This is a genomic window from Streptomyces sp. NPDC002054 (genome assembly GCF_040296685.1).
Taxonomy (GTDB): Bacteria; Actinomycetota; Actinomycetes; order Streptomycetales; family Streptomycetaceae; genus Streptomyces.
Map to the genome: position 1 here is coordinate 45,641 of NZ_JBEOXT010000047.1, position 12,346 is coordinate 57,986.

The following is a 12,346-nucleotide window of genomic DNA, read 5'->3' on the forward strand; positions in this document are numbered from 1 at the left end:
CCGGGAGGGGCGGGCAGCGGCGGCAGCGTCAGGAGGTGGTGCGGGTGCCGGTGCCCTTGGCGGCGTCGAGGGCGTAGACGCAGCGGTCCTTGCTGCAGGCGTAGACCACGCCCGCCTCGGCCACCGGGGAGCCGGCGATCTCGCCGCCTGTGGCCAGCTTCCAGCGGAGTTGGCCGCCTGCGGCGTCCAGGGTGTAGAGGCAGTGGTCCGCCGAGCCGAAGTGGACCCGGCCGTCCGCGACCGCCGGGGCGCCGGTGATCTCGGCGCCCGCCGCGAACCGCCACTTCGGGGTGCCGGTGACCGCGTCCAGGGTGTACAAGGCGCTGCCGGAGGCCAGGTGGACGCTGCCGTCCGCGACCACCACCGGGTCCGGGGACTGGCGGGGTTCGGTGGCGATGCGCCAGCGGTCCGTGCCGGTGGCCGCGTCGATGGCGTAGACGGTGCCCAGGTAGTCGGCCAGGTAGACGCCGCCGCCGGTGACCGCCGGGCCGGGCGCGAAGGCCGGCGGGGCCAGGAAGACCGCCGGGGCCTCGAAGTGCCAGCGGACCCGGCCGGAGGCCCGGTCCACGGACAGGACGCGGGTGCCGGCCGCGACGTACACATTGCCGTCGGGGGCCGGGGTGACCCGGACCGGGACGTTCCCGCAGGAGGCGGCATCGCCCACCGGGTAGGACCAGGACTCCCGGCCGGTACGGGCGTCCAGCGCGCGCAGCCGCGCGTCCTGCCAGACGTACACCGTGCCGTCGTGCAGGACCGGGGCGGCATCGGCCGTCTCGAAGTCGGTCTGGGCGCCGGTCAGCCCCCACAGCTTCTGGCCGTTCGTCGCCTCGTACGCCTGGACGCCGCCGCCGCGGGTGGCGGTGACCACCGTGCCGCGGTCGGCGCGCAGCGCATACACCCAGGCGTCGCTCGCCAGCCGCCACCGCTCGGAGCCGTCGACGGCGTCCAGGGCGTACAGCGAGGGGCCGTCGGAGGCGTGGATCCGGCCGTCGGTGACGGCCATCGCCCAGGCCACGTCGCGGGTCTTGAACTGGCGGCGCCCGCTGGCCACGTCGAGGGCGTGGACCTCGAAGGAGGTGACGTAGAGCAGCTCGCCGGCGACCGTGGGGGTGCCCCAGACCTCGTTCGACATCCGGAACCGCCAGGGCCGCCAGCGACCGCTGTCGGGGGCCGGGCCGCCGGGCCGGGGCAGCGCGGGCGCCGGGACGGGTGCGGCGGCGCCGCCGGGCGGGCGGACCCAGCCGGTGGCCGAGTCGGAGGAGGAGGCAGACGGGGCGGAGACCGCCGCCGGGACTCGGGGGCCCGGGCCGATCGGGACCGGGGAGCCGCCCAGCCGGACGGGCTCCCCGCCGGCGGGGGCCGGGGTGATCGGCGGGTGCTGGGGCCGCGGCGGTGCCGCATGGCCGGTACGGGGATCCGCCCACGGGTCGGCGGGGCGCGGACGGGCGGGCCCGGGGGCGGGGGCGGGGCGCTCGCGCCGGTGGGTGGCCTGGCCGCCGCCGGGACCTCCGACCGGGGCAGGGGTCTGTACCGTGCGCTGGCCGGCCCGCCGGGCCTCGATCATGGCGACGGCCCGCCCCGGCAGCCAGGCCGAGGCGGTTCCGCTGTTGTCGTCGCCCGCGGCGAACAGGTGCGGTGCCAGCTGGGCCTGCAGATCGGCCGGGGTGGGCCGGAGGGTCGCATCCATCTGCATACAGGAGTCGATCAGCGGGCGGAGTTCGTCCGGCAGACCCTCCAGGTTCGGGCCCTCGCGCAGCAGCATGAAGACCGTTTCCACCGGGTTGGCCCCGTGGTACGGCGGGTGCCCGGTGGCGGCGAAGACCAGGGTGGAGCCGAGCGAGAAGACATCGCTGGCGCCCTTGACGCTGCGCGAGTCCTTGGCCTGCTCCGGCGACATGTAGGCGGGGGTGCCGACGGCCACGTTCGTCATGGTCAGCCGGGTGTTGGAGACACCGCTGGCGATACCGAAGTCGATCACCCGGGGGCCGTCCTCGACCACCAGGACGTTGGACGGCTTGAGGTCACGGTGGACCAGGCCCGCATGGTGGATGGACTGGAGGGCCTCGGCGATGCCGGCCGCCAGCCACCGGACGGCCTGGGCGGGCATCGGCCCGCACTCGTTGACGATCTCCTCCAGGGAGGGCGCCGGGACGTACGCGGTGGCCAGCCAGGGCACGGGGGCCCGGGGGTCGGCGTCCACCACGGCCGCGGTGTAGAAGCCGGACACGGCGCGGGCCGCCTCGACCTCGCGCGTGAAGCGCACCCGGAACAGCTGGTCCTCGGCGAGCTCGGTCCGTACCGTCTTGATCGCGACCCGGCGGCCGGACGCCGACCGCGCGAGATAGACCAGCCCCATGCCGCCGGCTCCGAGCCGGCCCAGCACCTCGAAGGGGCCGATCCGTCTCGGGTCGTGCTGCGTCAGCTGCTCCACCACTCGCCTCACACCTCCCCGTACGGGGCCCAGGTCCGGGCCCGCGCTCCCCGATTCTGTCAGGCCCCGGCCCCGTGCGGCTCCGGGTCCGGGCCGCTGTGGACAACGGGTCGGGCATCCGGGCCCGTCCCGGCCCCGGATCCGGCCCCGGATCCGGCCTCTGCACCGGCTCCCGCCCCGGCCTCGGCCCCGGTCCTGGCCCCGGTCCCGGGGTCCGCCTCGGGTTCGGCCAGCAGCGCGAAGGCCGCCCCCTGGTTGTCCGCGACCACGGCGATCCGGCCGTACGGCGTATCGAAGGGGTCGGCGCTGACCCGGCCGCCGAGGCGGCGCACCGTGGCCACCGAGGCGTCCACGTCGGGCACCGCGAAATACACCAGGAAGTGCGCGGGCAGGAACTCCGGGAAGGCCTCGGTGATCAGACTGCGGCCGACCACGGCGGTGTCCGGTCCGGGCGCACTGCCGGGCGGGGACCAGACCCGGTACTCGATGCCGGCGTCGTCCTGGTCCTGGGCGACATAGCCGAAGACCTTGGCATAGAAGACGTCCACCGCGTCCCGGGCCCGGGTGTAGACCTCGGTCCAGCAGTACGTGTACGGCTCCATGCTGGCCTCGAAGCCGTGGTGGGTGCCGGGCTGCCACAGGCCGAACACGGCGCCGCCGGGGTCGGCGGCCATCGCGGCCGTGCCGTACGGGCCGACCGGCTGGGGCTCCATCACCATCTGGCCGCCGGCGGCCCGGATGCGGGCGGCGGCGGCATAGGCGTCGGAGGTGTACAGGTAGACCTCCCAGACGGTGGGCATCCGGCCGTCGGGCTTGGGGGCGAGGGCGGCGACGTTGCGGCCGTCGCGGTAGGCCTGGGTGTAGCCGCCGTAGGCGGGCCCGGCCGCGGGGCCGAAGGTCCACCCGAAGAGCTCACCGTAGAACCGCTTGCCGGCCTCGACATCCGGAAGGGAGGCATCCACCCAGCAGGGCATGCCTTCTGCAAATGCGGCCATGGGACCGTTTCCTTCCGTTTGCAAGAGGTCTGCTGCATTCTGGCGCATTCTGCCCGTCAAGCCATGATCCACCCGTTCCTTTGTCCACAGCCTGTTGATAAGACTATTCGGGCGAAGCGGCTACCGGCGGCGGGCGCGCGGACCGCGCCCGGGCCGGGCCCGGGGGCATCCCACAGCGCCACCGCAGCGCCACCGGAATCGGACGTTCCACCCACTCCCGCCCAGGCCAGGCACCCCGTAACCCCATTTGCAGGCGGCCGAATCGCGCCCCGATCACCCCTCGGTAAGCTGACGGCATGACAGGACAAGTACGCACCGTCGACGGCCGCGTTGCCGGCCGGCGCGGTCAGGCGACGCGGCAGAAGCTGCTCGACTGCCTCAGCGAGATGCTCAGCAGCTCGCCGTACCGCGACGTGAAGGTGATCGACGTCGCGCGCAAGGCCGGCACCTCGCCCGCGACCTTCTACCAGTACTTCCCGGACGTCGAGGGTGCCGTCCTGGAGATCGCCGAGGAAATGGCCACCGAGGGCGCGCAGTTGACCGCGCTGGTCGAGGGCCGCTCCTGGGTCGGCAAGTCCGGCTGGCAGGCCGCCGAGGAACTCGTCGACGGCTTCCTGGAGTTCTGGCGGAGCAACGACGCGATCCTGCGGGTCGTCGACCTCGGCGCAGCCGAGGGGGACAAACGGTTCTACAAGATCCGCATGAAGATCCTGAACTCGGTCACCAACTCCCTTACCGAATCGGTGAAGGAGCTCCAGGCCAAGGGCAAGGTCGACAAGGATGTCAGCCCGGCGGCGATGGCCGGCTCCCTGGTGGCCATGCTGGCCGCGGTGGCCTCGCACCAGAAGGGCTTCCAGACCTGGGGCGTCAAGCAGGCCGAGCTCAAGCCGAACCTGGCCCTGCTCGTCCACCTGGGCATCACCGGCAAGAAGCCGACCAAGTAGGCGGCGGACCCCCTCCAGGGTCCGCCCGCCGGGCCCACGGCCGCATTACGGCCGCGCTATGGCCGCACCATGGCCGCGTTACGGCTGCGATCAGCGACGCTCCAGCCGGAACAGCCGGATCTCGCGCTCGATGCGCGCCTGGTACGTCGCGTACGGCGGCCAGAACCTCAGGACCGCCTGCCATGCCGCCGCGCGCTCCTCACCGGCCAGCAGCCGGGCCCGGACTTTGATGTCCTGCCCCTTCCAGCTGATGTCCGCGTCCGGGTGCTTGAGCAGGTTCCCGGTCCAGGCCGGATGCCCGGGGCGGCCGAAGTTCGAGCCGATCAGCAGCCAGCTCGTCCCGCCCTCCTCCGGCATGCAGGCGAGCGGGGTGGTGCGCGGTTCGCCGCTCTTGGCGCCCTTCGCCGTGAGGATCACCCCGGGCAGCATCTGGGCGCTGAGGATCACCTTGCCGCGGGTCAGCCGGTGCACCGCCTTGTCCATCGCCGGAATGAAGTGCGGTGCGATCCGGGCGAACAACACGGTCGAGGACAGCTTCTGCATGAGCTTGACGCCTGGAGCCATCAGACGGCCACCTTCTCCTGGGTCGGGGCGGTGCCTTGGCTGAACAGCCCGGCGCGCTGGGCCGCGTGTGCGCGCAGCCGGTGGACCGGGCCGAACAGCAGCTCGTCGGCGGCGGCCCGCTTGAAGTACAGGTGTGCGTCGTGTTCCCAGGTGAAGCCGATCCCGCCGTGCAGCTGGATGGCCTCGCCGGAGGTGAGGCGCAGGGCTTCGAGGGCCTGGGCGAGCGCGAGGCCGGCCTGGCCGGGGTCCCAGGCCGCGTAGTAGGCGGCCGAGCGAGCCGCCTGGACTTGGACGTAGAGGTCGGCGAGCCGGTGCTTGACGGCCTGGAAGGAGCCGACGGCCCGGCCGAACTGCTCCCGCTGCCGTACGTACTCCACGGTGCGGGCCAAGGCCTGGCCGGCCGCTCCGGCGGCTTCGGCGGCGAGGACGGCGGCGGCGGTACGGCCGGTAGCGGCCAGCGCGCCGGTCACCTCGGCCGCCACCTCGGCCTCGGCACTCTCACCCAGCAACTCGGCGGGGGTGTCGCGCAGTTGGATGCGCCCCTGGGGCCGGGTCTCGTCCAGGACGGCCTGCCGGGTGCGGGTCAGGCCGGGCGCGTCCGACGGCACCAGGAACAGCAGGGTGCGGCTGCGCGCGAAGCCGCCGGTGTGCGCGGCGACCAGCAGCAGGCCGGCGCTGTGGCCGTCGAGGACCTGCCCGGCCTCGCCATAGAGCCGCCAGCCCCCGGCCTCCTCGCGGCGGGCCTGCACCCCGCCGGCCCGGCCGCCGCCCGACCACTCCCCGACCGTGTTCTCGCCGGTCAGGGCGAGGGCGGTGGCCAGGGCGGTGCCGGGCACGGCCAGGGCCGCGGTCAGGTCACCGGCCGCGAGGCGCGGCAGCAGCGCGGAGCGCTGGGCCCCGGTGCCCAGGGCCAGGATCAGCGGGGCGGCGAGGGCGGCGGTGGCCAGCAGCGGGGAGGGCAGCAGGGCCCGCCCGGTCTCCTCGCAGGCCAGGGCGAGGTCGGCGGGGGTGCAGCCGACGCCCCCGTACTCCTCGGGCAGGGCGATCCCCGGCAGCCCGAGCTGCCCGGCGAGCCGCTGCCACAGCTCGCGGTCGTGGCCGGTGTCGGTACGGACGGCGGCCTTGACCTCGTCCGGTCCACAGTGCTTGCCCAGGATCTCGCGCAGGGTGCGGCGCATCTCGTCCTGCTCCGCGGTGAAGGCGGCGTCCATCGGCGGGCTCCTCCCCGTATCTGACGGCGCGTCATGTTAGGGCGCGGGGCCGCAGATGCCTAGGGGCAGGCTTGCCGATCAGGCCGGACCGGGGAGCGGCGCCGGGCGCCACGCGGCGCGGCGCCAGTCGCCGCGGGCCGGGGATGTACCGGGCACCCAAATCTGATGTACCGTCAGATTCATGGTCACGGTCACGGGAAACGACACGGGAAGCGTCACCGGCACGGCCACCGGCAAGGCTGCGGGCAGGGCCGGCAGGCCCGGCCGCCGCAGGGTCGCCGTGGTCGGGGTCGCCCTCTCGGACTGCGGGCGGGTCGACGGCCCGACCCCGTACGCCCTGCACGCCCAGGCCGCGCGCCGCGCGCTCGCCGACTCCGGCCTGGACCGCTCGGTCATCGACGGCTTCGCCTCGGCCGGCCTGGGCACGCTCGCCCCGGTCGAGGTGGCCGAGTACCTCGGGCTGCGGCCGGCCTGGGTGGACTCCACCTCGGTGGGCGGCTCGACCTGGGAGGTGATGGCGGCCCACGCGGCGGACGCGATCGCGGCCGGCCACGCCAATGCCGTCCTGCTCGTCTACGGCTCCACCGCCCGCGCGGACATCAAGGCCCGCCGCCGCACCGCCAACCTGTCCTTCGGCGCCCGCGGCCCGCTCCAGTTCGAGGTGCCGTACGGCCACACGCTGATCTCCAAGTACGCGATGGCCGCACGCCGCCACATGCACGAGTACGGCACCACCCTGGAGCAGCTGGCCTCGGTGGCCGTCCAGGCCCGGGCCAACGCGGCGACCAATCCGGACGCCATGTTCCGGGACCCGATCACCGTGGACGAGGTGCTGTCCGGGGAGATGATCGCGGACCCCTTCACCAAACTGCACTGCTGCATCCGCTCGGACGGCGGCTGCGCGGTGCTGCTGGCGGCCGAGGAATACGTCCCGGACACCGCGAAGGACCCGGTGTGGATCCTGGGCACCGGCACCTCGGTCTCGCACACCACCATGTCGGAGTGGGAGGACTTCACGGTCTCCCCCGCAGCCGTCTCCGGCCGGCTGGCCTTCGAACGGGCCGGCCTGCGCCCCGCCGACGTCGATGTCGCCGAGATCTACGACGCCTTCACCTACATGACCCTGGTCACCCTGGAGGACCTGGGCTTCTGCGCCAAGGGGGAGGGCGGAGCCTTTGTCGAGAAGGGCCGGCTGCTGCGCGACGGGGAACTCCCGGTCAACACCGACGGCGGCGGGCTCTCCGCCTGCCACCCGGGCATGCGCGGGCTGTTCCTGCTCGTCGAGGCGGTGCGCCAGCTGCGCGGCGAGGCGGGCGAGGGCCAGGTCCGCAAGCCCGGCGGACGCCTCCCCGAGGTGGCCCTCGCCTCCGGCACCGGCGGCTGGTTCTGCTCCTCGGGCACGGTGATCCTCGGGCGGGAATAGCGGGAACAGGAGGTGCAGGGGGTGTCCGGTCGATCAGGGCCGGATCGCGCGGAGTGCGTGGCGCAGGACCCGGCCGTCACCGAAGAAGGGCAGCAGGAAGACCAGGTGGGCGAAGTACCACCAGGCCAGTGCGCGGTCCGCCGCCGAAAGCCAGAGCACGGCGCCCACCACGGCGCACGAGAGCGGCCCGGCGACGGCCACACCCGCCACCTGACGTGCCGTCATGGTCCCCTGGGGGACGACCGAGACCCGCAGCAGCGTCCGGTCGACCGCGATGTGCGTGACGGTCCGGATCCGCTTGAGGAAGACGGCGTGGGCCGATTCGTGCAGGGCGAAGGAAGCCGCCAGGCCCAGGGCGGCCGGCTTGAACAGCCACCACGCCATCTCGGCCGGCACCCCGTCCCCCGACCGCGCGAACCACGCAAGGCCCGCCGCCAGGAACAGACCGAGGAATGCCAGCAGCGGCCACACCTGGATGGCCACGGCCGCCACGACGGTACGGACGCGGAACTCGTCCCGGCGGCGGACCCCCTGGTCAGCCCGCGGAGATCTCGTTGATGAGGTACTCACGGCGCTGCTTCAACCCCCGGTAGATGAACTGGACGAACGCCAGGACGACTGCGAGCACGAAGAAGATGACGAGCAGCGCGGTCGGATTGTCGACACCCATCTCCACGCCCAGCCCGCCACCGCCGATCTCACGCGTCTCGAAGAACAGCGAACCGAACAGCGACTCCCGGCGGACCGCCTTGTCACCGTCCGTCGAGAACATCAGGAACAGCAAGGAGACCACCGCGGTCACCAGCGTGAGCAGCGCGGCTCCGACGACGGACTTCACGACCGACAGCGCCTTCTTCATTTCTTCTCCTCGATTCACTCGTCTCGATTCCCTGGACCGCGTACCAGACGAACAGCGCGGCAGCCGTGGCGAAGCTGGCCATGATGGCCCACGGCGGAATGCTGAGCATGCCCAGCCCGATCCCCGTCAGCGCCAGCATCACGCCCACCACGGAAAGCCCCAGGAACACGGAGAACGGGTTGTCCTTCTCCGCGGGGAACACGATGCTGATGCACGTGGTCAGGACCACGCCGCCAAGACAGCTCAGGAGTGCCGGGCCGCTTTCGACGACGAAGCCCGGATTCGCAATGGCCGCGATCCCGAGCGCGGGGACGACGAACACGGCGAGCAGGACGACCTGCGCCTTCACGAGACGGCCGTAGGTCCGCCAGGCGGGCTCCGCAGCCCCGGGCAGCATGCGCAGCGGTTGGGTGGCGGTGAACTGGTACAGGCCGCCCAAGCACAGGAGCGTGAAACTCCACATCGGGCTGATCCCGCCGTCCAGCAGCAGGTACACGAAGACGGCCACGGCCATCACCGCGCCCGCCACGGTCTGCGAACTGCGCAGCAGGCAGTAGTCGTACGGGCCCAGGACACGGTTCAGCCGTCTGCCGGTCGCCACGTTCAGGTAGCGGGACTGAGGCACGTGCCGGTTCGGTGCGAGCACCAGGGCGAGGGCCATGAGTGCCATCACCAGGAGCACCGCGGCGGCGAGTGTCGGCAGGGCCCCGAACCGGTGCCACGCCCAGGAGACGGACGTCACCCAGGAATAGTGGGTCCGCTTGTCCAGGTATGCCTGGCTGATGCCGGTGAAGATCGCCTGCATCTGCACGGAGTAGACCGCCAGCAGGGCGAACAGCGCCAGGACGGACAGGATGTTGGAGACGCGCGTGAGCCGCACCAGGCCCCACAGCCGTGTCAACAGCTGGTAGAGGACGCTGAGCGCCAGGTATGTGAGGGCGACGGGCATGACAACGGACGCGGTGATGTACGGAACGGCGTCCACCCCGAGCAGGAGCAGCGCGCTCACCGCGAGGGAGATCAGGCCCACGCCGGCCACGACCCCCGTCATCGTGGCCTCGTACATCAGGAAGGCCGTCTGGCGTTCACGGTTGGTGACCGGTAGCTGGTAGCTCAGCTGGAGCATCCCCTCCGCGTTGATGAAGAGCACCTTCACCAGCAGGAAGGCGATCTGCACCCACAGCACCAGCGACACCGTCGAGGTGTCGAACAGCAGGCGCCACACCTCCTCGCCGTCGGCCAGCGGCTTCAGGAAGAGGAAGGCGGAGGTGCACATCACGCCCAGGAGCAACACGGCTGCCGAGACCGCGGTCACCCTCACCGGGGCGGAGCGCAGTACCCCCGCACGCAGCACCCGGCGTCTGAAGAAGACGAGGAGCATCCGGGCCAGGACGACGGACTGGCGCAGCCGAACGTTCATCGCTGATCCGATCCGAGATGGTCGAACACCATCGTGGCCACCGAGCCGTACTCCGCCATCAGGTCCGCGGTGGGCTCGTCGCACACCACGGTCCCCAGGTCGAGGAACACGATGCGGTCGGCCAGCCGCTCCAGGACCGAGAAGTCATGGGTGCACAGCAGAATGGACCGGCCCTCGTCGCGAACCCGCTTGAATTCCTTCTCGCAGAGGTGCAGCGCCTCGAGGTCAATCCCGTTCAGCGTTTCGTCGACCACGGTCAAGGGCCGGCGCATCACCAGCGAGGAAACGAGCTGGGTCTTCTTCCTCATGCCGTGCGAATAGTCCTCGATGAGATGGTCGTAGCGCCCCTCCATCGAGAATGTGCGGAACAGCTCGCGCGCTGCGGCATCGTCGACATCGACAGCGAACATATTGCCCATCAGGGACAGGTATTCACGGGCGGTGAGGAACTCCGGCAGATAGTCGTTGCTGGAGAGATACATGCCCATGGATTTCGCTTCGGCAGAGGCGTGCTCGTGGCCGCCGACGCGCAAGGACCCCGACTGGAGGCGCACGAGATCGAAAATGTTCTTGATCAGCGTGGATTTCCCGGATCCGTTCGGCCCGACCAGGCCGACGATCGATCCTTCGGTGACCGAAAGGGAAACATCCGAGAGGACATTGACCATGCCGTCATAGGAGTAACTGATGTTCTTCACGTCGAGAAGGGCCACTGTTCGCATCAATCCTTCACTGAGTCCGCCATGTGGAGGGTGCCCAGGCGGCTTTGGCCGTCCACCGGGCTCGGGCTGCCTGGGCACCATCCGGAACAGACGTCAGCCGACTATCTGTCGGCCCGTGTTAAACGCACTCGAAGCGGACCCGCAGCCCCATGTTCTTGAACTCCCAGCGGCCGGTGAACGACTTGTTCTGCTTCACCACACACCAGACCGCCAGACCCGCGGCGACGGTGGCGCCGAGGGCGAGGATGACCGCCACGACGACCAGGAACCAGGCGTCGTAGCGGACGAGCGCCTTGTCCAGCTTCATCTGGGCCGACTCGATGACGCGCGACGTGGCCTGCTGCGTGTACACCACGGACTGCGGCACCAGAGTGGATACAGACATGTGCTTCCTCCTTGTTACAGGTGATTACCCGCGAGAGATTTCCATGTCTGCAAGAGACCCACCAGTGTACGAGAGGACACTCTCCAGCCGCAGTTCACGCTTCCGGAACGTCGCTATGACGGCGGCCTCGGCCCGCGAAGAGATGTCCAGCTTGGCAAAGATGCCGGCGACGTGCTTCTTCACCGTCCGCTCCGTAATGCAGCAGCGGCGGGCTATGTCGTTGTTCGGTAGGCAGTCGCTCAATGCGACGAGTATCTCGCGCTCGCGCGCCGTGAGAAGGGACAGATCCGCGGTGTGTACCCATCGCGGCAGATCAAATGGTCCACAGCAAGCGCCCGAGCGTTCCACGCCGACGCTTCTGTCAGATGACAGAGTCAATCCGTGCTCCCCCGTAAATGCCCTTTTACCCCGTTTTCACCAAGCGGCTTTCAGCCCCCTGGCCGGGGCCGCCTCTTCGGCGTGGCCACCATAGCCACAACACGGACCGGCGGGGCAAGAAGGTTCGCGCCAAGGGCGACGCCGATGCGACGATCAAGATCAACGCAGGGAGAATCGGGGAATAGGGCAAAACGCGCACCGCGCACCATGGAGGCGGCACCAAGCGGAATACCGGTCGGGCTTCACCCCCGCCTTTCCGCGTCCGCGCCCGGCACGAAACCGGAACGTCGGCCGGTGGGCCCGCCCAGAGCACCGGACCTCCGGGGTGCAGCGGGTCCACCGGCCGCCGGCCGTGCGGAACTCCTGCTCCTTCGTCACGATTCCTCCACGTAATTCCACGCGGACAGCAGCGCGTAGTCCGGGTACGGGGCGGCGAAGGACTCCGCCGGGCGGACCGGGATGTGGGAACTCGGAGTGAGGCGGCCCTGCTTGGCCGGGGTGGTGTCGCAGCGGGATCCTCTGGCTCCGCGAATCCACCCAAGGACCTTAGGGCGCTTTTTCAGGGCCGGGTCGTCGACCTTGGGCGATCACGGAACTTGACCTCAATCGCAGTTGAGGTTGAAGGCTGGTGCCATGACCGCCACCGTTGCCGGCTTCCAGCCGGTCGCACTGCCCGACCCTGACCGTCCGGACGCGGGCCTCATCCTGGCGTCCCTATGGCACACCGAGGGGCCCGAACAACAGCGGAAGGTTATGTCCGGCGTCATGGACGCCTGGGAGGAGGCCCCGCTGCCGGCTGCGTACCTTGCGCGGCACTGTCTGGAGGGATCCGACGGCCGGACTATCCTCAACTTCGCCCAATGGACGAGTTCCGACGCGCATCTGGCCTTCGCCGCCGACCCTCGCAGCCAGCAGACTTTGGGCAGCGCCATTCAGGCGCTCTACTCGGCCGATCCGCCGGGCCGTTACGCGCCCCACCGCTTCGAGGGGCGGCACGATGGAGCCGCCCGCTAC

General features: G+C 71.0%; 13 protein-coding genes and 1 pseudogene. 3 read left to right on the forward strand and 11 right to left on the reverse strand.

The genetic code is table 11. From position 1 onward, the window contains the following. Positions 1-28: 28 nt before the first annotated feature. Both afsK and kbpA read right to left on the reverse strand, forming a co-directional pair. Positions 29-2,431 carry a protein serine/threonine kinase AfsK gene (afsK, locus tag ABT123_RS32650; RefSeq protein WP_351321372.1) on the reverse strand — a complete coding sequence of 801 codons (2,403 nt, stop codon included), beginning with the start codon at positions 2,429-2,431 and terminating at the stop codon, positions 29-31. A gap of 59 nt (positions 2,432-2,490) precedes the next feature. After that, positions 2,491-3,426, reverse strand: a complete 936-nt coding sequence (kbpA, locus tag ABT123_RS32655) for an AfsK-binding protein KbpA (RefSeq protein WP_351321346.1) — start codon at positions 3,424-3,426, stop codon at positions 2,491-2,493. Positions 3,427-3,722: 296 nt separating this feature from the next. Here kbpA and ABT123_RS32660 point away from each other — a divergent pair, with 296 nt between their 5' ends. Next, entirely contained in the window at positions 3,723-4,370 is a 648-nt protein-coding gene (locus ABT123_RS32660; RefSeq protein WP_351321348.1) for a TetR family transcriptional regulator, read from the forward strand. 90 nt (positions 4,371-4,460) lie between these two features. On the opposite strand, the gene ABT123_RS32665 is transcribed toward ABT123_RS32660, so the two are convergent. Both ABT123_RS32665 and ABT123_RS32670 read right to left on the reverse strand, forming a co-directional pair. After that, positions 4,461-4,934, reverse strand: a complete 474-nt coding sequence (locus tag ABT123_RS32665; protein WP_351321350.1) for a nitroreductase family deazaflavin-dependent oxidoreductase — start codon at positions 4,932-4,934, stop codon at positions 4,461-4,463. After that, entirely contained in the window at positions 4,934-6,145 is a 1,212-nt protein-coding gene (locus ABT123_RS32670) for an acyl-CoA dehydrogenase family protein (RefSeq protein WP_351321352.1), read from the reverse strand. Before ABT123_RS32670 ends, ABT123_RS32665 begins: the two co-directional genes overlap by 1 nt. Positions 6,146-6,326: 181 nt before the next feature. Between ABT123_RS32670 and ABT123_RS32675 the strand changes: the two genes are divergently transcribed. Further along, complete coding sequence (locus ABT123_RS32675; protein ID WP_351321354.1) at positions 6,327-7,568, forward strand: thiolase C-terminal domain-containing protein; 1,242 nt, start codon at positions 6,327-6,329, stop codon at positions 7,566-7,568. A 33-nt stretch (positions 7,569-7,601) separates the two neighbouring features. On the opposite strand, the gene ABT123_RS32680 is transcribed toward ABT123_RS32675, so the two are convergent. From ABT123_RS32680 to ABT123_RS32710, 7 genes are all read right to left on the reverse strand, one after another. Further along, positions 7,602-8,138, reverse strand: a complete 537-nt coding sequence (locus ABT123_RS32680; protein ID WP_351321356.1) for a hypothetical protein — start codon at positions 8,136-8,138, stop codon at positions 7,602-7,604. Further along, positions 8,104-8,340 carry a hypothetical protein gene (locus tag ABT123_RS32685; RefSeq protein ID WP_351321358.1) on the reverse strand — a complete coding sequence of 79 codons (237 nt, stop codon included), beginning with the start codon at positions 8,338-8,340 and terminating at the stop codon, positions 8,104-8,106. The genes ABT123_RS32680 and ABT123_RS32685 overlap by 35 nt, the downstream gene beginning before the upstream one ends. After that, positions 8,321-9,847: a hypothetical protein gene (locus tag ABT123_RS32690; protein ID WP_351321360.1), complete on the reverse strand. Its 1,527-nt coding sequence runs from the start codon at positions 9,845-9,847 to the stop codon at positions 8,321-8,323. The genes ABT123_RS32685 and ABT123_RS32690 overlap by 20 nt, the downstream gene beginning before the upstream one ends. Beyond that, positions 9,844-10,560, reverse strand: a complete 717-nt coding sequence (locus ABT123_RS32695; RefSeq protein WP_351321362.1) for an ABC transporter ATP-binding protein — start codon at positions 10,558-10,560, stop codon at positions 9,844-9,846. The genes ABT123_RS32690 and ABT123_RS32695 overlap by 4 nt, the downstream gene beginning before the upstream one ends. A gap of 127 nt (positions 10,561-10,687) precedes the next feature. Further along, entirely contained in the window at positions 10,688-10,954 is a 267-nt protein-coding gene (locus ABT123_RS32700) for a hypothetical protein (RefSeq protein ID WP_351321364.1), read from the reverse strand. A gap of 24 nt (positions 10,955-10,978) precedes the next feature. Beyond that, positions 10,979-11,302: a helix-turn-helix domain-containing protein gene (locus tag ABT123_RS32705; protein WP_351321366.1), complete on the reverse strand. Its 324-nt coding sequence runs from the start codon at positions 11,300-11,302 to the stop codon at positions 10,979-10,981. Between the two features lie 404 nt (positions 11,303-11,706). Beyond that, entirely contained in the window at positions 11,707-11,895 is a 189-nt protein-coding gene (locus ABT123_RS32710; RefSeq protein ID WP_351321374.1) for a Rossmann-fold NAD(P)-binding domain-containing protein, read from the reverse strand. 70 nt (positions 11,896-11,965) lie between these two features. Here ABT123_RS32710 and ABT123_RS32715 point away from each other — a divergent pair. Further along, positions 11,966-12,346: pseudogene (locus ABT123_RS32715) on the forward strand (hypothetical protein); the annotation flags it as partial.

Coding starts and splice junctions, on each gene's coding strand:
- ABT123_RS32685 (WP_351321358.1), bottom strand. CDS start 8,340: ATGTTCTCGACGGACGGTGACAAGGCGGTCCGCCGGGAGTCGCTGTTC.
- ABT123_RS32670 (WP_351321352.1), bottom strand. CDS start 6,145: ATGGACGCCGCCTTCACCGCGGAGCAGGACGAGATGCGCCGCACCCTG.
- ABT123_RS32690 (WP_351321360.1), bottom strand. CDS start 9,847: ATGAACGTTCGGCTGCGCCAGTCCGTCGTCCTGGCCCGGATGCTCCTC.
- kbpA (WP_351321346.1), bottom strand. CDS start 3,426: ATGGCCGCATTTGCAGAAGGCATGCCCTGCTGGGTGGATGCCTCCCTT.
- ABT123_RS32660 (WP_351321348.1), top strand. CDS start 3,723: ATGACAGGACAAGTACGCACCGTCGACGGCCGCGTTGCCGGCCGGCGC.
- ABT123_RS32700 (WP_351321364.1), bottom strand. CDS start 10,954: ATGTCTGTATCCACTCTGGTGCCGCAGTCCGTGGTGTACACGCAGCAG.
- ABT123_RS32675 (WP_351321354.1), top strand. CDS start 6,327: ATGGTCACGGTCACGGGAAACGACACGGGAAGCGTCACCGGCACGGCC.
- ABT123_RS32665 (WP_351321350.1), bottom strand. CDS start 4,934: ATGGCTCCAGGCGTCAAGCTCATGCAGAAGCTGTCCTCGACCGTGTTG.